Origin of the sequence: Pelagicoccus sp. SDUM812005, from assembly GCF_031127875.1 — a bacterium.
In the GTDB taxonomy this organism is placed as follows: domain Bacteria; phylum Verrucomicrobiota; class Verrucomicrobiia; order Opitutales; family Opitutaceae; genus Pelagicoccus.
Map to the genome: position 1 here is coordinate 11,430 of NZ_JARXIA010000017.1, position 18,599 is coordinate 30,028.

An 18,599-nucleotide genomic window follows, 5' to 3' on the forward strand; every position below is an offset into this window, starting at 1 on the left:
CCTGGAGCGAGGCCGAAACGGTCCATGCACAGAGATGCAACCGACATAGCGCGACAGCCCGTTTTATTCACGCTGTATCAGCATCCTAAAGCAGCTCCCTTTCCACGGCATTCAACTTTCTCATCTAGTCGGCTCCGCGAATGATTGGCATAGTCGCAGCCGCAACGCCCCCTATTCACCACTACAACTCCCGCATGCCGCAACTTCCTCAGCGCATGCAGCCACGGCCCCGAAACAAAGACGTTGTGCAAACGCCAATCCGTGGCACGATCTCGAGCATGGAATCTGCAACGACTCGGGTCCTGATCGCAGCCTTACTATTGAATTTGGGATCGCTTGCGGTCGGACAGGAGAAAGAAGAGCGCACCATCGAGCGATCGTCGGTGCTGAGCGCTAGGATCCGCGAAACGGCTGACCTTAAACGCGTATCGTTCGATAGACTTAAAATCGAATCGCTGTCGGACAGCCCCCTTACGGACTGGGAAATTACCGATCTCGATGGACGAAACGCAGAGGCGGAGCTCAAACCGAAAATAGTTGAGGGAAACCTTACGATTAGCCCGTCAACACTAGCTCAGTTCGCTATAAAGCCCAAAGCAGTTGAGACCAAAGTGCTCGACCGCCCAACGCTTCTGGAACTGCCTGGAGGTATCATTTCCACACGCCCTGGTACCGTTGGCTCTACTAAAGCCGGCTGGTTCCGGCTCACCTTCCTTGCGAGTCCGCTACCAGCAATCTGGAACCCGCTTAGCGAGCGATACGAAACGGACGTTACCTTCGGGCTCAAACCGCCAAGCGACGATCAAAATACTTCCGAACTGAAAAAGCCCGTCGACGTTAAGGTCGGGTTCGAAGGACTGGTGGCGGATCCGGCTCCCGAGATCAGGATCGGAGGCGTTGGACTGAACCAAGAAAAGTCTTTCAGGCTAGCGTTCCTTCCCACCACAGAGAACCCGGTACTGAAAGTGAGATCAACGATTTCAGACGTCGACCTCGAACTGCGGGCCATGCCACGCCTCCAGCTAAAATCACGGCAAAGCGAAATGCTCGGCTTCGGACTGGAACAAGTAACCTTCGACCTCTCGCAAGTACTTCCGCATGGTGACATCGCCGAGCGAGATTCACCTCTACCTATTTCCGTATCAGTAACCGGCAGAGCAGTGGTCTACCCGGATCAACTCGTTCTAGAACCTCAAGATGCTCAGACACAGTTCCGAGTCCGGTCAACAGGCATAGGGCCGCTGCAGGTGACAGCCCGATCAGGAGACTCAGTATCCACTGGAACGATACAACAGACTCTCCCTATCGGCCCTCTTCTCGCCGTTCTGGCAGGGGGAGCATTGGGCGGTTTCTCTAGACGATTCATCAAAGGAGCCAGCAAAAAGAACACCACACGTTGGATCATCGAAGGCCTGGCAATAAGCGTCATTGCTTTTGTGGCAGGCGTTTTGGGCGTGGGCTATTTGATGCTTCCCAGCGCCATCGTCGCAACTGAAGCAGGGGCATTCCTAAGCGGAGCTATTTGCGGCTTCGCAGGCGTTACCGTCTTGGAAAAGCTCACGAGCAAGGTCAGCAATTCCTAGCTTCGCTAGAATTTGCTCATACGATCCAGCGCTTGATCACGATAGCCCTGAACGCAATGCTGCTACAATCCTGTCCAGCTGTTTTCCCCACCCCTGTTCTAACGCATCCCCATAAAACGAACACAGAAGTAGCGCCCCCACCGCCTCCCCTTCTTTGCGTCTAGTCGGCTACGATCAACTGAATAGCCAATCGTATCGCAGTCACTCATCGCCTCGAGAAGGAGAGACGGTTCCACCAAGGGCACTTGCTCCGACAGGAGCGATTGCGGCTTGATCATACCCGACTCGACCATGCGCGACCTCTCCGGATAGCGACGGAACCTCATCTCCGTCGATCCACGTACTTGCAGCTCTCGCGCCGGCAGCGGAAGCATTACATCCTACGCTCACGAAGTCGGAAATCGGCATTCGATCGGAACGATCGACAATACGAATCCCACACTCTACAAGCGAACGGGATAAAGTCCCAAGGTACGAATTAGCTCGCAAAGCACGTATAGGAATTGTTACTACAAGCCATTGCTGTAGGCCGCCTATATAATAAAACAGCCCGCCTACCCCGGCTAAATCCAATCGATCCTATCCGATTATGAAAAATAGAGATTCGAAAAGAGCAAACGGGCTTCGTTCCCTCCACACCCTCGCTCACCTTGCAACTCTAGGTCTAATACTTACTTTCCTAGCAGGATGCCCTCCCCCTCCGCCCGCCGCACCCGCAACGACTGCTACGTCGGGCTCCTATACCGTATCCGTCACCGCGGTCGGCCCTACCAAATGGACCTACGTTGTATCCACTACTGGCGCCTCAAATATCAACTATGTGGAATTCATCCTTCCACTGAACGTGAACAGCGTAACGGTTACGAAACCCGCGGGCTGGACCTCCAATACCGCCGGAGGCAGCATCGTGCTAACGAGCGCCACGGGAGCCATAACCCAAACCTTCGACCTCGAAATCGACAAGAACAACGGCCCTGTCTACGTGATCGTGCAACCGATCTCAGGCGGAGCCAAGACCACCCTCGGCCCCGTCGCCGGACCGACCTGATTCGTTCGACCTTCCCGATAAACTGGTTCGAAAAGCGACTCCTCCCGCGAGTCGCTTTTTTTGCGTTCCGTCACGGAATCGTGCAACTCGAACACGGAGAGCGCGACGCGTATCCAGTTTTCACTACATAGAGCACCCAAAAACGCAGCGCCGAGCGGCAGCCGATTCACTCCGTACGCGTTTCCAGCCCCACCAGGGGAAATGCATGCGTGCCGAAGTGGACCAGCAAACTTCCGCGAGCGCCCACCTGCGCCTCTCCCTCCAGCCGAATCGCCCGCCGCCGCTCTCCATTCGCAAACACGCCCACGATGTGCTCCTCGCGCACGCTCTTCAACCCTGCCTTGCGACTCGTAAACGTCACCAAGGCAAAGCGTTCTCCCAGCTTGTTGCTTAAGAAGCGACAGTACTCGACTTCAAATCCGCTCAAATATGGACGGAGAGCATTCCACTCTCCGCCAAAAGCGATCTTCCCCTCCGGAATTTCCACTTGGTCAAACGCAGCGACCTTGTCGCCAGGGCGCAACGGTTCCGCCCTCAAGCCCAAGGCAAGGACGCTATAGATAACGACAATCAATATTTTCATAAGAGCTCAGGTTAAAAACAAACGCCTCTTTGGACGAAGCCCTCGTGGGAATATTCAATCCGGCCCTCTCCTTCAGAGAGGAACACAGAGCCTCTGCCTCAGGCCCTGCCTACAGTTTTGTCCGTGCTTATCTAAGTTTTGTAGGAGTCTCGACCTTGGACTTTCGCGAAGCCTTTCGCTTCAGTCTATCCACGACACGACTCCCATAACAACCTACCGCCATGCCTACCCCGCTCACCGCCCTACTATTCCTTTTGGCTGGTTGCCTGCTTGCGAGCGCCAACGCCAATACCTACAACGTTTACTTCCTCGGCGGCCAGTCCAACATGGTCGGCTTCGGCTACCAGAACGGGCTCCCCGACGACCTGGACGAGGGCATCTACAAAGTCCCCATCTTCAGCGGCGCCTCGAAAATGGACGAGAACCCGACCGGCGGCGACGGCAAGTGGACCACCCTCACGGTCGGCTTCGGGCTCGGTTCCGACTTCGTCGCCGGCGAATACGTCCTGAGCGATCGCTTCGGTCCCGAAATCACCTTCGCCGACGAGTTGCTGAAGCTCGCCCCGGAGGAAAACATCGCGATCATCAAATACGCATGGGGCGGCACCGCCCTGCTCGACGGCGTCTCCGGCTACGGATCCTGGGACCCCAGCGTCCGCAAGCTCAACCAATACGACTACTTCCTAAAAACGGTCCGCAACGCCCTCGCCGCGCGCGACATCGACTCCGACGGCGAACCCGACCAGCTCGTGCCAGCGGGCATCATCTGGATGCAGGGAGAGGCCGACGCCTTCGAAAGCCAAGCCGCTTCGCAGGCCTACCAGGAGAACCTGACCAACTTGATGCGCCTCATGCGGGCCGCCTTTCGCGACAACACCCTGCCCATCGTAATCGGCCGCATCACCGACTCGCGAAGCGGCCAGCCGGAGCCGGTCATGAAATTTTCCGACACCGTGCGGCAGGCCCAAGAAGCCTTCGCCGCGCAGGACCCCTTCGCATCGCTCTCAACCGTCACCGAGCAACTCGAATACGGAGAGCACGACGCGTGGCACTACCTCTCGGAAGGTTATGTCCTCATGGGCCGCGACTTCGCCCGAAGGATCCACTCCCTCAACAAAGCGACGCCCAAGGACTGATCTCGGCGCCGCCTCAGCCTTTTCCCTCGATCACCTCGAGCCATTGCTCGCTGCTCGGCCCCACCACGCACTCTCCGTCGACCCGCATGGCCAGGCGTTGCTTGCAGCGGTTGGCCACATCGGCAAATTCGCCTTCAGGCAAGGCCCGAACGGAATCGACCAGGGCCCGCCAGTGCGGCAAGGCCTGTTCGGCTAGCGTATAATAAACCCACTTGCCGGACTTGCGCTGCGCCAGCAGACCCGCCTTGTAGAGAATCTTCAAATTGCGGGAAGCGTTGTACTGGGTATCTCCCGTCACGTCCATGGCCTCCGCCACAGTGATACATTGGTCGACATGGATCAGCAGCCAAAAGAGGCGCAAGCGATGGGGTTCGGCCAGTGCCTTCAGGGCATCGATATAGTGTTCATTCATTCGCTATTCTTTTTGCTTCATTAAACCGACCGTCAGGATGCCCAATCCAGCCAAAAAAACGATTCCGGAATGGGCAGCATGGAGGCCCAACGTGGAAGCCTCGGCGCCAGATAACAAGGCGATCCAGAAAAAAGGGCAAAAGAAGCCCAGCAGGGCGATGTTACGCCCCGCCTTTACCTGCTCCGTCATCTTCCCGCCTCGAACCAAGGTCGAAAGCGCCCGGAACAAATGCCGGTACGGGCAACACTCGAGAAGGCGCCAAAGGCCTGATCGCCTTGGCGTAGGGCTCAGCTTTTCGGACTGCTTCATATTCGCTTACTTTTCTTGTCGCAACTGAATCGGCCCCGCAGGGCCAGCCGTTACCGGCGCCGTCCGCGAGGCTCCCCGTTCTCCTAAAGCACCCACTGGATTAGGATGCCACCTACCACTGCGGCGCTCAGAACGATAGCGACAAACGCCACCACCGCCTTGGGCTTGAGCACCGACGATACAAGCGCGATCTCCGGAAGGCTGGCGCCTGTGCCGCCGATGATAAGGGCCATCGCTGGGCCCAGCCCCATGCCTTTCGCGATCAGCACCTTCAATAGCGGCACCGCCATCTCAATGCGAAGGTACACCGGCACTCCAATTACCGCAGCGATGAAGATGGAAAGCAGGCTGTCGCCACCGACGTACTTCTCGACGATATCCGCCGAAAGGTAGGCGGCCGAAACGCCACTGATCAGGGCCCCCAGAAGCACATAGGGAATAATCTTCTTAAACAAGGCCCACGCGAAACGAAGTGCCAATTGCGGCTTCCCCGGTTCCGCCGCAGCCACCGCCGCAACGGTTCCCCCAGATGCCAGGGCCTCGCAGGGAGTTAAGGGTAGCGGTTCGCCGCAGACGGATTCGCTCCGACTGCAGCTCGGAGCCGGAGCTGGTCCTTGACCGCAGCTCGTAGGTGCCGCGGCACTACAGCCTCCCGCGGCTTTCCGGTCTCCGAGCTCCTCGCCGCGCTTGATCTCGTTCCTCCAAGGAGTTTTCGTTATCAGCCAGCCACCGGCCACCGCCGCCGTGAAGGCGATCGCGAAATAGGCCGCCGTAACCTTGAAGCCGAAAACGGCATAGACCATCGCGATCACGATGAAATTGCAGAGCGGCGCCGAGACGAGGAAGCTCAGCACCGTCCCCAGCGAAATGCCCATGCTCGCCATCCCCATGGTCACCGGAACCACCGAAGCGCTGCAAAACGGCGTGAGCATCCCGAGAAAGGCCCCCAGGAGCGGGCCGAACTTTTCATGCTTCGTCAGCTTCTTCTGCAGCTTGTCCTGCGGAATGTACTCCCGCATGAATCCCGTGAGGAGGGAGACGACCGCGATCACGACCACCAGCGCTCCGCCCACGTGGACGAACTCGTTCAAGGCAATGCTAAGTTTTTCTGTATTCATAACGCGAAATCTTAAAGCGATGGAAAAGCGCCTTTCATTTGCTCACTTGCATTAGTTTGCAAGTGTTTTATTTCAGAAAGCAGCGGCGTCCCGGGCCCAAGCAGCGGCAAGGGGATGCAGGGCTCGCCGGCTTGAACGAGCCCTCAGACAATCCAGCCCGCCTCTACGCGCTAGCCAAAGCTCGAGGCATTCGCCCCCAAAACCACCTGCAGAAAAAGCTGAATACGCTGTGCAAAAACGCTCCCCTCACCTAATCCTGTTGCATGTCCAACCAACCTTGCCCCGCCTGCGAACGCCCCCTTTCCGATAAAGCGCCGAGCTGCCCCCACTGCGGCCACCCGCTGAAAACGGACAGCCCACCCTACGCCAGCCTCTGGCAGGCCGTCACCAGGGCCCGAACCCCTATCAACGTTTTCGCCTTGGCCATGATGGCCAGCGCCTCGGTCTTCGGAGCCAGCGCCACGCAACTCGGCGACAACGCCCTGATCGCCTTCACCTACGCCCTGCACATCTTCCTCGCGATCGCCGGCATGTTCTTCCTTTGCCTGATCCTCTGCCGCTCCTGCATCTACCACCCCGAGGAACTGGCAAAGGCGAAGAAGGACGGCCTCGAAATCCCACCCGACCGTCCCATTCTTGCGGCTTGCCTGATCGGTGTCATGATCGTTGGATACAGCGTCTACCAGTTCGTCACTCGCTAGACGTTAAAGATCCCCCCTTCCCCTGCCCCCATGAATACCTACCACTTAAAAATCCTCACCAAACTCGACAGCATCCAATACAAGGAAATCCAGGCCGACTCCGAAGCGGAAGCCCTCCGCAAGGCTGAAGTTAAATTTCCACTACACAAGGAAATCGAAATCTCCGCCGCTCCCTTTCGCGAACCTACCGCACCTCAAGAAGACCCCGTCTTCGAGCGCAAGCTAGCCGAGGTCAAACTCCGCTCCCGCGAGAAAAAGGCCCGCGGAGCGAGAAAGGAAGGATGGGCATTCCTCATAGGCGGCTGCCTGATCCAGCTCGCCGTCCTCCTCTTTTCTGGATACATCATCCTTTGGCTCGCCATACCGATCATTTGGGGCGTTAGCCGGATCGCTTACGGATCTGCCGAACTCAACAGAACCCGCGAATCCCTGCGGGAGCTGCAAGAGGCTTCCGCCCCCAGCTAAGGCCCCGCAAGGCCGCTACTCGTTCCCGCTCAAGCGTACCACGATTTCCACTACGCCGTCCTGCGCGAGGTGGGCGGGCACGACCAAATCGATTCGCTTCAAGCCCGGCAGAGTCTTGTCCATGGGGTGCAGCGGCAGTTCTAGCGAGGTCACCGACGCCCGCAAGCCTTCCGGGGAAAGGATCGCCAGGCTCAGCTCCTCCCCATCCCGTTTCAGGAGGAGTCCCTCCTTCGTCTCCAACAAACTCGCCTGAGTTGTCATTTGCCAGCGGATACGCTCCGTCGCCTCGTTCACCTCGACCCGATCCCGAATCTCTAGGCTCCGCTTTCCCAGCGTACGAAACGAGCGACGCGCGCTCTTCACCTTGTCTCCATAAAGGGCGCCCATGTCGAGCGTGGCGGTTCCTCGTTCCGCGTCGAACGACGCCACATCCACCATTCCCGACACCTGATGCAGGGCCTCGTTGACCGTTACGGTGCTGTGCCCGAAATTGTTCTTGGATAGCAATCCCCAACGAGCGCTATCCTGCGCCCTCGCCCACAGGCTACCTCCCACCCTTTTATAATATTCTTCCAGCTCATGGTAGGCTTGGTTGCCCAAGTCGATAGCCCAACGCACTCCGTCGAGCTCGAAGACGAAGGCTCCGCCATCCATGTTGCCATGGGCGTTATCGGCACGGCCTCCCTTGAAGGCGAGGTACAGGGCATCCTTGTCCTCGAAGGACGACCGGAGCACGCCTACCGGATTTTCGCCGTTCGCCACCCAGTTGTTAGCCAAGGGCTTTGCCGGACCGGGCTCGATATCCAGCAGCCACAACAGCTCCACCACCAGCAAACGATCCAGCACGTCGTCCAAGCCATAGCTCCAGTTCACCTCCGCCATCATGTGCTCTGGCTGGGCATAGAGACGATTGCCCGTCTCCTTCGCGAACCACAGCAGGCCGCCCATGTAGTTCGAGCGCAAGAAACAGTCGTAGTAGTTGTAGTAGAACCCGCTCGGAGCCTTCATCTGCAGCACGAAGTCCGCGCTCTCCATAAATCCCGGAGCCTGCTCCAAGTCGAAGGTCGTACCCAATGCCGTATCCAAAACGTCGAGCAAGACCGCATTGAAGCTTGTTCCATAATTCCAATACATCGGCCCCTCCACATACGCCCCGTCCGGAGCATAGGTTTCGAGAGCCAGATGGAGATTCTCCCGCATGCGTTCGATCGCCGCGGCAGCCTCTTCCGGATACGTCTCCGCGAGCTGGATCGCAGCCGCGACGATCCCCGCGTTGCAGACTTGGTTCCAGTTATTGGGCCGACGGAAAACGTACTGCAAATCCGCCTCCATCGAAACCGCCAACGCCTTCTCGTACAGCGCCGCTTCCGCCAAGGCGCGAACGTCCGAGTCCATTGCCTCGCCCGCCCAGTCCAAGGCCAGGGACACCCCAAGAGCCATTTCCGCCACGTCGAGGAAGTGCGACGGATTCCAGTCGCTGAACCGGGATACCGCCACCAAGCACTCCTCCAGCCGCTCCAAGTAGGCGCGATCCCCCGACATCCGCCACGCAAAGGCCAAGAAGGTCGTCCGCTTCAAGGCGGCCCGCGACACGTCCAGCAAGCGGCGCCCCGTCACCTTTCGCTCCAAAACCGGAAGCTGCAAGACGGCGTCAGCCTGCTCGAATATCGCCTCGCTGTAACGCCGGACCACAGGGTCCACCGCGATCCGCTCTCGCACTCGATCCTCCAAGCCCTCCTGCCAAAGCAGCCGCGGACGTTGGGCCTGCAGGCGTTGCTCCAACCAAGCCACATCTACCCGCCCTTGCGGTTCCGGCGACCCGCTCTGGGCCACAGAGCACGCGACAGGAACCACGATGGCGGCCATACACAACAAACGACGAGAGAGGGAGCGATACGCAAACATACAGCAAAGGGGTTAGAAGACGGGTCAAAACGAAGCCGAAAACCTAGCCCCGCCCCCGCATCTTGCGCACGCGCCGGGCCATGCCTAAATAGAAAACGCGGCAGCCCACCTGGATTTCCCCAAAGCCCCGCCGCTTCTGCTCGCTAAACTCGCGGAGCGACTATCCCCTCCCCGAATGAAAAGGGCACTTCCCCGCCGCAATGGAGGCTCCGGCCACAGCCTGCTCCCAGGCCGCTTTCTGGTACTTGAACGCCGGCTCCGGACGGCTTGGGTCGTAGCCCCGGTGATACAAGTCCATCGTAGAACCGGCCATCGGCGGAACCAACCAAGACCAATCGCCCGGCACCGACCTGCCGAGGGATTCCTCCTTCTGCACAAAACTCGAAAACTGCTGGGCCGCCGTATGGTGGTCCACCATAGCCACACCTGCCTCCTTGAACGAGTACATCACTGCCGCGCAGAGCTCCACCAAAGCCCGATCCCGCCAAAACGACGTCCTATCCCGAGTCGAAAGCCCCAGCCCTTCCGCAATCGCAGGAAGCATGTTGTAGCGCTCCCTGTCCCCGAAATTCCTCACGGCAATCTCCGTTACCATGTAGTGGCCACTGAAGGGCGCCGCAGAAAACTTCCAGTCGTCGAATACCAACGCCATGTCCGCGATCGCCGGCAAGGCATGCCAACGCAACCCCAACTTCTCGAACCATTCGTACTTCGGATGACGTATTCGCACCTCAAATACACTTTTCCGGGGGATCTCGAACAACTTAACCCCAAGCGAGGGAACCTCGATCGCCAGCGGCAAAATATCGAAGGCGCTGGGCTGGGACGGAGGCGTCCACCCCAAGTCCCTCAGTCGACGCGTCAGCTCGAGCTGAGCCGGATCGCCCAGAACCTCCCCGTCACCGAGCGGGTAGCCCGCGTACCGCACCAATTGGCTGTTCCAGATGCGAATCCCTCGCTGCCCCCGCGGTACAGGATCAAAGACGGTAATGGTGGAGCGAATTCGCCCCTCGTTGGTGGAGTAGTGCAAATGCCGCAAGCAGGCTTCGAAAATCTCGTCGTGCCCGCATGCTCCTCGAGCGTCCAGTAGCTCCAGCCCCTCCCACATCGCCCTACCGATGCACCGTGCGCTATTGCGCCACGCCTCGCGGGCCTTTTGTCTAATCTCTACCGCCTCCAGGGCTGCTTGGCTACTCATGTCTCGCATCGGAAAGACGAACGAAACAAGCCCCCGGGCTCACCTTGGCAAAAGAAAACCGCATCTCCCTTTCCCGAAAATTGCATTTCACAGCATCCGCTCCCTCGACCACCACCCGTCCGTTTTACCAGAAATCGCAGCCGCTTTTGATTGCAGCCCCCGAAGAAGCCAGACCAAGGAGCTCAATCCGATTCCTGACTGAATAAACACCGAGCCCGAACGTGAAATGCCTCAGCCCTTGCGCTAGACGCATCATCAACAACCCTCGAAAGCAAACGTCCTTACCCGAAAGAAGAAAATGAACCCAATCAAGTGGACCGCCACCCTGACCTGCCTTCTCTTCGCCTTCCTCGCGAACGCAGACGAACCCGCAAGCGCGTCGGTTACGATCGCCCTTTCCAGCGATGAAACCGAGCTGACGGAACAGCCCGACGGCAGCCTGCTGCTCACGGTCTCCCAATCCGACGCCGACGCCTTCGCGAAAACCGGACACGTCAGCTACCGCGACTTCGGGGCCCTCGGCGACGGCGCCACCGACGATGCCAACGCCATCGCCGCCACCCACGCCTACGCCAACCAACATCAGCTCCCCGTCAAAGCCGACGACGACGCAACCTACTACATCGGAGGCAAGAACCGCACCGCCATCATCCAAACCGACACCGACTTCGGCAACGCCTCCTTCATCATCGACGACACCGCCGTCGAGGATCGCACCGCGCCCGTCTTCGAAGTCACCTCCCGCCTGAAGCCCTTCCCGCTCGAAGGCCTAAGCTCCCTGCGCCGCAACCAAAAGCGCATCAAGGCGCCCGGGCCCAGCCTCATCACCGTCACCGACGCCCACACCAAGCGCTACATCCGCTTCGGTCTAAACCAAAACAACGGGGCCGCCCAAACCGACATCTTCGTCGTCGACAAGAACGGCAAGCTCGATCCCAAGGCCCCTATCATCTGGGACTTCGACCAGATCACCGAAGCCACCGCCATCCCTATCGACGAAACGACGCTCACCATCGCCGGCGGGATTTTCACCACCATCGCCAACCAAGCCGAATCCAAGTACACCTACTACAGCCGCAACCTCACCATCACCCGCTCCAATGTAGTGGTAGACGGACTACAGCACCACGTCACCGGCGAGGGCGAGCATGGCGCCCCCTACGGCGGCTTCATCGCCATCCGCGACGCTGCCTACGTCACGGTTAAGAACGCCCTCCTAACCGGACGGAAGACCTACACCACCATCGGCTCCGCCGGCAAACCGGTAAGGATGGGCAGCTACGACATCCTCGTGAACCGCTCCCTCAACGTCTCTTTCGTAAATTGCAGCCAGACCAACGACATCCACGATCGCACCTACTGGGGCATCATGGGATCGAACTTCTCCAAGAACCTCCTCTACGACGGCTGCACCCTCTCCCGCTTCGACGCCCACATGGGAGTCGCCAACGCCACCATCCGCAACTCCACCCTCGGGCACATGGGCATCAACGCCATCGGCAGCGGAACCTTCACCCTAGAAGACTCAACCGTGCACGGCTACTCCCTCATCAACCTGCGACCGGACTACGGAAGCACCTGGCAAGGCACCCTCATCATCCGCGACTGTCGCTTCGTCCCCGCCAACGGCAGGCCCATCAGCGCCAACCTGATCGGCGGACGCAACTCCACCCTGCACGACTTCGGCTACACCTGCTACCTGCCCGAAAAGATCCTCATCGAAAACCTTTTCATCGACGACTCCAACCACCCCGATCCCTACCACGGTCCCGCCATCTTCAGCGATTTCACTCCCGATATGACCGACGAAAGCTTCCAAGAAGCCTACCCCTACGTTCGGCCCCGAAAAGTGCTGCTGAGAGACGTCACCACCGCTAGCGGCAAAAGCCTCCGCATCAGCGACAACCCCGTGCCCTTCAAAAAAGTGAAAGTCGTCACCCGCAAACGCTAAGGAACCTCATCGTCTCGTTGTGTACTCTGTTTTCGGATACACCGAAGGGTTCACGACTCGCTCAAGGACGCAGATCTTACCCGCTTCCAAATCGACGAGCCCACTTAAGTGGCAGAGACACGCCTCATTCCCAGGTCCCGCAACGCTATAATCCCTCTGCGCATGGACGTTTTCACGCTTCCCAAAGGCAACTTAAGCTCTCGAGCGATCTCGGAATAGCTCATACCGGTCTCGAAAGACATCTTTATGGGTCGCTTTAAGGCAGGACTAAGCCTTCCGATCGAATCCTCCAAATTCTGAATATCCGACGCGAGCAGAGCCTCTGCATCCGGCGAGCGACACGACTCCCACATAGGCTGCCCGTTCCGCAGTTCGTGCGGATCCGCGGCGAAACATACGATTCGACGCCCTCTAATCCGATCGATGGCTGTTCTTTTAGCGATCACTTTAAACAACGGCAAAGCGGCACCGTTACTTTCGTCGAAAGCCGAACTGTAACGGTACAACTTCAGCATCGCGTCGTTATATACTTCTTCTGCCTTTCCGAAATCCTGCACGACATCTAGGATCACCTTCATTCCATAGGGGCGAATGCGGTGATAAAACATCTCGAAAGCAGATTCGTCACTATCGCCCATCCGAACGAGCAAATCCTCCAGCGTGGGCTCCAATTCATCCTCAAGCCCAGAGTCGTATTCCTCAAAGACACGAACCATAATACAAAACAATCGAAAAAACCAAAACAATTCTAAGACAGTATCCCTACCCTGAGCCCAAAGTACCTCAGAACCCTCTAAGACATACCACTTTACCGAATTTAAACGGTATATTCACTATAGCTGATTCCAGCCACCCTGCGAAACGTCACGAACCTTCCGCACGGGTGACTGGTCAGAGCTACAAACAATTCATTACAACAACTCAACTTCGAGCCTCATGAAGCGGCGCTCCGCATCAAGCACCGTTTCCGAGTCCGTAACCGATTCTTCCACCATCGGTGATTCGGTTTGCGGATACGCATTATCCTCGCTACTCCATATCGGAGAGAGCAAGGGCAAGTCGCTACCCGCCAGCACACGGTATACGATATCTGTGGCTGCCTTAACTCGATTGAAGCTCATATGAAGTCGCCCGTCCGCGTAGTTTTCGGTAAATGGTGGCTGGCTAGACAGGGTTGGATAGGATCCGGTGGCGTACTCCATCAGGTTCACGATCCCGTCCGCATCGGGGTCGGCGCTATCGCTTGCCTCGCCTATGGCTTCGAAGGTTCCGAAATACGCCATACGCCAATTGCGGATAGGCTGATCGCTCACCATTAACACCGGCTCGAACTCTATAAGGTCTAGCAATACCCAATAGTTGCTGGCCGCGACATTCTTACCAACCACAGTTATTCGGACGTACTTGGTCCCCGAGCTGTCAAAATGAACAGCCAAGGGATCAATGTTTTCGTAGACACCTGAAGAACTGTAGAGGTCAATCTCATCGCCCACATCTGTAAACGGCCCCTCTGGATTCTCTGCGATCGCGAGTTGGACGATCCCACGGCTTCCCCACTTCTTGGTACGCATGGAAAGCTGATAATCTCCCGCTGCAAGGGATGGAACAGCAAAACTCGCGTATTGCCCCACAGCTGTAGACTGCATATGCAAACCACCGCCACCACTCGCCGGACCATCGGTGAACTGAATTACCGACGTATTCGTATCCTGGACACTTAGGCTTTCTGCCTCGAATAAACTAGAGTCGAAATCTACGACTAGACGGTCCAGAACTACGCCGGCGTCAACCATCCAAATCTGGATCGTCTGCAGACCCGCCTGAGCAATCTCATGCTTGGAGATTCCATAAGACGCAGCCCGTAACGTATTGGCATTCCAAGCCGCAGAATATTCAGCCGCATTCACATCGGTGACCTGCACTGGTCCGCCGTTCAGCGAAATGGCATAACGCAACCCCGCGTGATCCGCTGTGATACGATGCGTCGGCAAGCACTCCGTTCGGATTTCTACCTGCCCTGTACTGAACGCAAAGAATTCGTAAGTAAGCGAAGCAGCATCTGCCGGAAGGTTCTCTGGATCAAGGCTCGCTGCTGTCACAGGTAGAATAGTCATGCCGTCGCGCGAAGCGGTCGCACCGTCTACCCGCGTCCACGCAATACCGTCTGAGTCGTCCCGGCGAGCTGTATAATCTTCTGCCTCGATGACAACCTTCGCATCCGCTTCGACTGCCGCCGGCAAGGTCCCGAGGTCAAGGCCCTGCGGATAGAAGGCACGAACATTCACCGTACGCGTTTCTCCAGCCCCTGCTATCGTAATTTGGCCCGGTATCGCGTAACCGCGCGGTGCCTGGGTCCAATCGACGCCTACCATGATTCTTGCATCCGCGTCTCCGGATGTTTGGCTGAGCTTAATCCATGGAGCGCTGGCTGTTGCTGTCCAAGCGAACGATCCTGCCCCTTTATTATAGACGTCGACGAAACGCTCTACATCGGCATGACGCGCGATCTTAGGAAGCTCACCCGCAATCCCCTCTTCAAGTGGCGATTCCTCCCCCTCGATAGCCACGCCAAGCCCGGCTTCCGCGGCTGGCGTATAGCTGCCGGTGCTGGGCATGATAAACGCGTTTTGCGTCTCCTGCGCCCAACCTGGAAGCTGAGAAATATCCATGGGGTTCAACATGTAATCCCACTTTCCATCAGCATTGGTTTTGTTATAGAATTCCGTTTCAGCAAGCAAGGCAGCGTGCGCGGCCTCAGCAGCGGCAGCGAGCTCAGCGGTGCCAGCTCGCCCTTGGCTCGCCCAGAGTCGACTTCGCTCCGCGAGAAGCACGCGACGGTTCACAAAGTTAGACCCTTTCACCGGATACAGAACCATAGCGTAGAAAGCCGCCTTATCCTCAGCTGGCAACTGGCTATAGATTTCCTCAGCTGCCTCGGCAAGAGCGGAGAAGTCCTCCAAGCGCCGCCCCGCCTCGTCGCCATTCTCCGTATGGCTAAAGCCACTATCATTGCGGTTGAGATGTTCGGGACGCTTGACGATGTTGAGATGATAGTAATCTTCCAGCACGTCTGCAATCGCATCCGCATGAGTAGAGCCAAAGACACGCGCCGCCCATTGGCTTAGGTAAGCGCGCTGGTCGAATTCACGGAAGGCCTCCGGGTTGCGCGCCATACGCAAGAAGAAGTCCGTCCCTATTTCGTGAGGCTTAAGGTCTCCCACGTTGACCAACCACATGTTCTTCGCCTCGAAGTCCCATGCCTTGATCATCTCGGATCGTGTCATGCCTGGCGGAGTCGTGCAGAGCCAAAGATAACTCGTCGGTACTCCCCAATAAGAAAGGTGATAGTAGACCCCGGAACCACCGGATCGGGCCTGCTCTTGGGTAGTCGAAAGCTGACGAATGTACCCATGGTTGTCGTCGGGCCAGAGAATCGTTACATCGTCTGGGAGCTCCAAGCCGGATTGGTATTGCACCAGCGTTTCCTTGTACGGTATGAATATCTGCGGCATTTCCGCAGCGTTCTTGTTTACGTAATCGCTTATCATCTGACGCTGGTCCGGAATGATCTCGTCTTGGATCTTCTGAGCCTTTTGCGCATCGGTCGTGCCAGCTGGAGCGAGCATGCCTGCGTCCGTGCGCCCACGCATCCCTATGGTATAGATTGCTTCAGTATCCGCAGTCTCAATGACCCGCTCTTCCCAGAAGTCATAGATATTCGATCGGTTGCTCCAGTAGTTGTAGCTACCTCGCTCGCTTTCATTGTACTCGTGACTGTTTCGCAACATCGGCTCGTGGTGCGAGGTACTGATCACAATCGCGTAGTCGTCCGCAGCTTCCATGTTACCGGGGACCTCATAGAATGGAGTCGTCATGACCGGGTACTCGTGCATCGCCGGCCAAATGACATTGGAATGCAAACGCAACAGTAGCTCGTAAATGGTGGAATAGGTTTTCGGACCTATGTTTCCGACTTCCGGCTCAAAAGTGTTGGCCGCCCAAGGCTGAAGCCCCCAATCCTCGTCGTTAAGGAAGATACCTCTGTATTTGACTCCTGGAGACGGCTGCGTGTGGCTACCCGCGATATAAAGGGCTGACTTTTGAGCAGTGGGAACGTCGCCCCAGAAATACCACGGCGACACTCCCATCGACTCGGAAAGCGCGAACACGCCAAAAGCGGTACCGCGGCGATCGCTGCCTGCGATAACGAGAGCTCGACTCACTCCCTGTAGTGGATTTTCTACGACGGCAGCAGTATACGCCTCCCATTTTCCTTGGATTGCAGATACGTCGATCTTTCCATCGCTCACCAGAGAGTCGATCAGCGGACTCGATCCGACAGTTCCCAGCAAAATAACCTCAGATGCAGAGGGAGCTGCAGTGGACACGGCTGCGGCGATCCCTGTAACACGCTCGATATCATCCGCGAGCGCTTCAGCCGCGATGCCCACCACCGCAGCATCTGTGTCGCTGTAGTGGATCGTAGCGGCCTGCCCGTTGCCGGCTATCATAAGGGATCCGGCGCTTACAGTTTCCGAAACGCCCATAAAAGGAATCGTGAAATATTCTCCCCCGGGAATAGCAGGAGGGGTCGCTCCATCGTACGCTACCCAGGGATTCGCTGAACGGTAAGCCGATTCCGCGTCTTCAAGCGGCCCCAAGTCGTCCGCCCTGACGATCCAACCAACAAAAGAGTCGAAGTGTACATTCGTCGCCGAGCCACCTGAGCGACTCGTCGAAATACTGATGCGGACAGATTCCGTAGCGGCTGGCAGAAGAGCTTTTAGTTCAACAAATGTCCAGGGTGCAGAGCTTGGGTCATAAGCGGTTCCGTTATTGGCGACATTTACAAGCTCACCCGTTGAATCTGATCCGATCAACTCCAGAGCCGCATCCAAAAACTCAATACTTATGCTGCTGGCATCATTCTGATCCGTATCCTGATAGTAAAACGAAAGGTTGATTGCAGCCTCACCCGCTTGAATCAGGCCAAGGATCCGCGGATTCACCGCTACAGTCTGAGAAAGGGTCGAATCACTTGGCTGAGAACCAGCGCCACCCGCGAGACGATTCGCCGTCAGGTACAGCGATCCTCCCTGCGGTTCGCTCGGATCCTGCGGAAAGGATCCGCCATCAAGCCCATCTTGTAGCCAGAATCCAGCGCTGCCACCGTCGTCGGACCAACCTGCGATCGGTGACTTGCTGGAAGTACCATCGTCACCCGTTTCGAAATCGCCGTTGACGATCGGCAAATAGCCAGAGGCCGTGACCACTTCGCCGCTGAACGAATCAAAATGCACGTTGGTCGCAGATCCCCCAACTCGATTCGTAGATATGACAATTCGAATCGAATGCGTACCAACTGGCAGATTCTCCTCGATCAACACCTCAGTCCAAGGAGCTGTGGTAGAGTTGTAGGAAGTGCCGTTAGAAGCCACATTCCCAAGCCCACCACTCGAAGCCGTTCCTAGGGATTCGGAGGTCGCGTCGAGGAATTCGACATCTACCACTGCTGAATCATTGTCGTCAGTATCGTGGTAGTAAAAGCTCAGGCTAAGAGCGGCTTTTCCCTCGGCAACCAGCGGCAAATCCGCCGAGTCGATGGCAACCACTTGAGAAAGGCTAGAGCTGCTTGGCTGGGAGCCAGCTCCACCGGCCAGACGATTGCCCGATAGATAAAGTTCTCCAGCTTGAGGCTCGTTCGGATCCTGCGGAAAGGATCCACCTCCCGAACCGTCTTGAAGCCAAAACCCAGAGCTGGCACCTCCATCGGTCCAACCGGAGATCGGCGCTTTACTTGAAGTACCATCGGACCCTATCTCAAATCCTCCATTAACAATAGGTAGCGGGGCTGCATGCGCGAATGGCACAAGTAATGCCGGTAGAATAAGGGTCGACAATCGTTTCATGGGTAGGGTCGCGGCGATGGCATCAAGCCTCCGCGGATAGTATAGGGTTGAGTACTTGGATTATCGAAAGCCGATCTCCAAGAAGGGTATTACGCGAGCCTCCGAGATCCTAACCGTCAGCTGTAGACACCTGAAATCGCAGTGTGTTTCGTATTCAATTTCAGGGCACAGTTGAAGACTATAGGTACGGAGAAACGCAGGCTAGGGTACTGAAAGGGATAAATTCGAAATCCTAGCATCGGTTATATCAACTCGTGCCTCCCCTGGCCATCCCCCAAAGG

The 18,599-nt window shown here is 57.2% G+C and carries 14 protein-coding genes; 6 read left to right on the top strand and 8 right to left on the bottom strand.

Annotated features, from left to right (window positions below; all coding sequences use genetic code 11):
- Positions 1 to 245 precede the first annotated feature (245 nt).
- Positions 246 to 1,583: a hypothetical protein gene (locus tag QEH57_RS18100; RefSeq protein WP_309008182.1), complete on the top strand. Its 1,338-nt coding sequence runs from the start codon at positions 246 to 248 to the stop codon at positions 1,581 to 1,583.
- A gap of 589 nt (positions 1,584 to 2,172) precedes the next feature.
- Positions 2,173 to 2,631: a hypothetical protein gene (locus QEH57_RS18105; RefSeq protein WP_309008183.1), complete on the top strand. Its 459-nt coding sequence runs from the start codon at positions 2,173 to 2,175 to the stop codon at positions 2,629 to 2,631.
- A gap of 166 nt (positions 2,632 to 2,797) precedes the next feature.
- Here QEH57_RS18105 and QEH57_RS18110 read toward each other — a convergent pair whose 3' ends face one another.
- Entirely contained in the window at positions 2,798 to 3,214 is a 417-nt protein-coding gene (locus QEH57_RS18110; protein ID WP_309008184.1) for a hypothetical protein, read from the bottom strand.
- A 221-nt stretch (positions 3,215 to 3,435) separates the two neighbouring features.
- Here QEH57_RS18110 and QEH57_RS18115 point away from each other — a divergent pair, with 221 nt between their 5' ends.
- The gene (locus tag QEH57_RS18115; RefSeq protein ID WP_309008185.1) at positions 3,436 to 4,350 is read left to right on the top strand and encodes a sialate O-acetylesterase; all 915 of its coding nucleotides are present in this window, start codon (positions 3,436 to 3,438) and stop codon (positions 4,348 to 4,350) included.
- Between the two features lie 13 nt (positions 4,351 to 4,363).
- Here QEH57_RS18115 and QEH57_RS18120 read toward each other — a convergent pair whose 3' ends face one another.
- The 3 genes from QEH57_RS18120 to QEH57_RS18130 form a co-directional block, all read right to left on the bottom strand.
- Positions 4,364 to 4,762, bottom strand: coding sequence for a metalloregulator ArsR/SmtB family transcription factor (locus QEH57_RS18120; RefSeq protein WP_309008186.1), 399 nt, complete (start codon positions 4,760 to 4,762; stop codon positions 4,364 to 4,366).
- 3 nt (positions 4,763 to 4,765) lie between these two features.
- The gene (locus tag QEH57_RS18125) at positions 4,766 to 4,951 is read right to left on the bottom strand and encodes a hypothetical protein (RefSeq protein WP_309008187.1); all 186 of its coding nucleotides are present in this window, start codon (positions 4,949 to 4,951) and stop codon (positions 4,766 to 4,768) included.
- A 203-nt stretch (positions 4,952 to 5,154) separates the two neighbouring features.
- Complete coding sequence (locus QEH57_RS18130; protein WP_309008188.1) at positions 5,155 to 6,189, bottom strand: permease; 1,035 nt, start codon at positions 6,187 to 6,189, stop codon at positions 5,155 to 5,157.
- A gap of 263 nt (positions 6,190 to 6,452) precedes the next feature.
- Between QEH57_RS18130 and QEH57_RS18135 the strand changes: the two genes are divergently transcribed.
- A complete protein-coding gene (locus QEH57_RS18135) occupies positions 6,453 to 6,890 on the top strand; it encodes a hypothetical protein (RefSeq protein WP_309008189.1) in 438 nt (145 codons plus the stop codon).
- Positions 6,891 to 6,920: 30 nt separating this feature from the next.
- Positions 6,921 to 7,355: a hypothetical protein gene (locus tag QEH57_RS18140; RefSeq protein WP_309008190.1), complete on the top strand. Its 435-nt coding sequence runs from the start codon at positions 6,921 to 6,923 to the stop codon at positions 7,353 to 7,355.
- A 15-nt stretch (positions 7,356 to 7,370) separates the two neighbouring features.
- Here QEH57_RS18140 and QEH57_RS18145 read toward each other — a convergent pair whose 3' ends face one another.
- Together QEH57_RS18145 and QEH57_RS18150 are read right to left on the bottom strand one after the other, a co-directional pair.
- The gene (locus QEH57_RS18145; protein WP_309008191.1) at positions 7,371 to 9,260 is read right to left on the bottom strand and encodes a heparinase II/III family protein; all 1,890 of its coding nucleotides are present in this window, start codon (positions 9,258 to 9,260) and stop codon (positions 7,371 to 7,373) included.
- Between the two features lie 160 nt (positions 9,261 to 9,420).
- Positions 9,421 to 10,458, bottom strand: a complete 1,038-nt coding sequence (locus QEH57_RS18150; RefSeq protein WP_309008192.1) for a nitric oxide synthase oxygenase — start codon at positions 10,456 to 10,458, stop codon at positions 9,421 to 9,423.
- Between the two features lie 298 nt (positions 10,459 to 10,756).
- On the opposite strand from QEH57_RS18150, the gene QEH57_RS18155 reads away from it, so the two are divergent.
- Entirely contained in the window at positions 10,757 to 12,409 is a 1,653-nt protein-coding gene (locus tag QEH57_RS18155; RefSeq protein WP_309008193.1) for a hypothetical protein, read from the top strand.
- Between the two features lie 104 nt (positions 12,410 to 12,513).
- Here the strand turns inward: QEH57_RS18155 and QEH57_RS18160 are convergent, their stop codons facing one another.
- Together QEH57_RS18160 and QEH57_RS18165 are read right to left on the bottom strand one after the other, a co-directional pair.
- Entirely contained in the window at positions 12,514 to 13,125 is a 612-nt protein-coding gene (locus QEH57_RS18160) for a sigma-70 family RNA polymerase sigma factor (RefSeq protein WP_309008194.1), read from the bottom strand.
- Positions 13,126 to 13,320: 195 nt separating this feature from the next.
- Complete coding sequence (locus tag QEH57_RS18165) at positions 13,321 to 18,318, bottom strand: glycosyl hydrolase 115 family protein (RefSeq protein WP_309008195.1); 4,998 nt, start codon at positions 18,316 to 18,318, stop codon at positions 13,321 to 13,323.
- Positions 18,319 to 18,599: the final 281 nt, after the last annotated feature.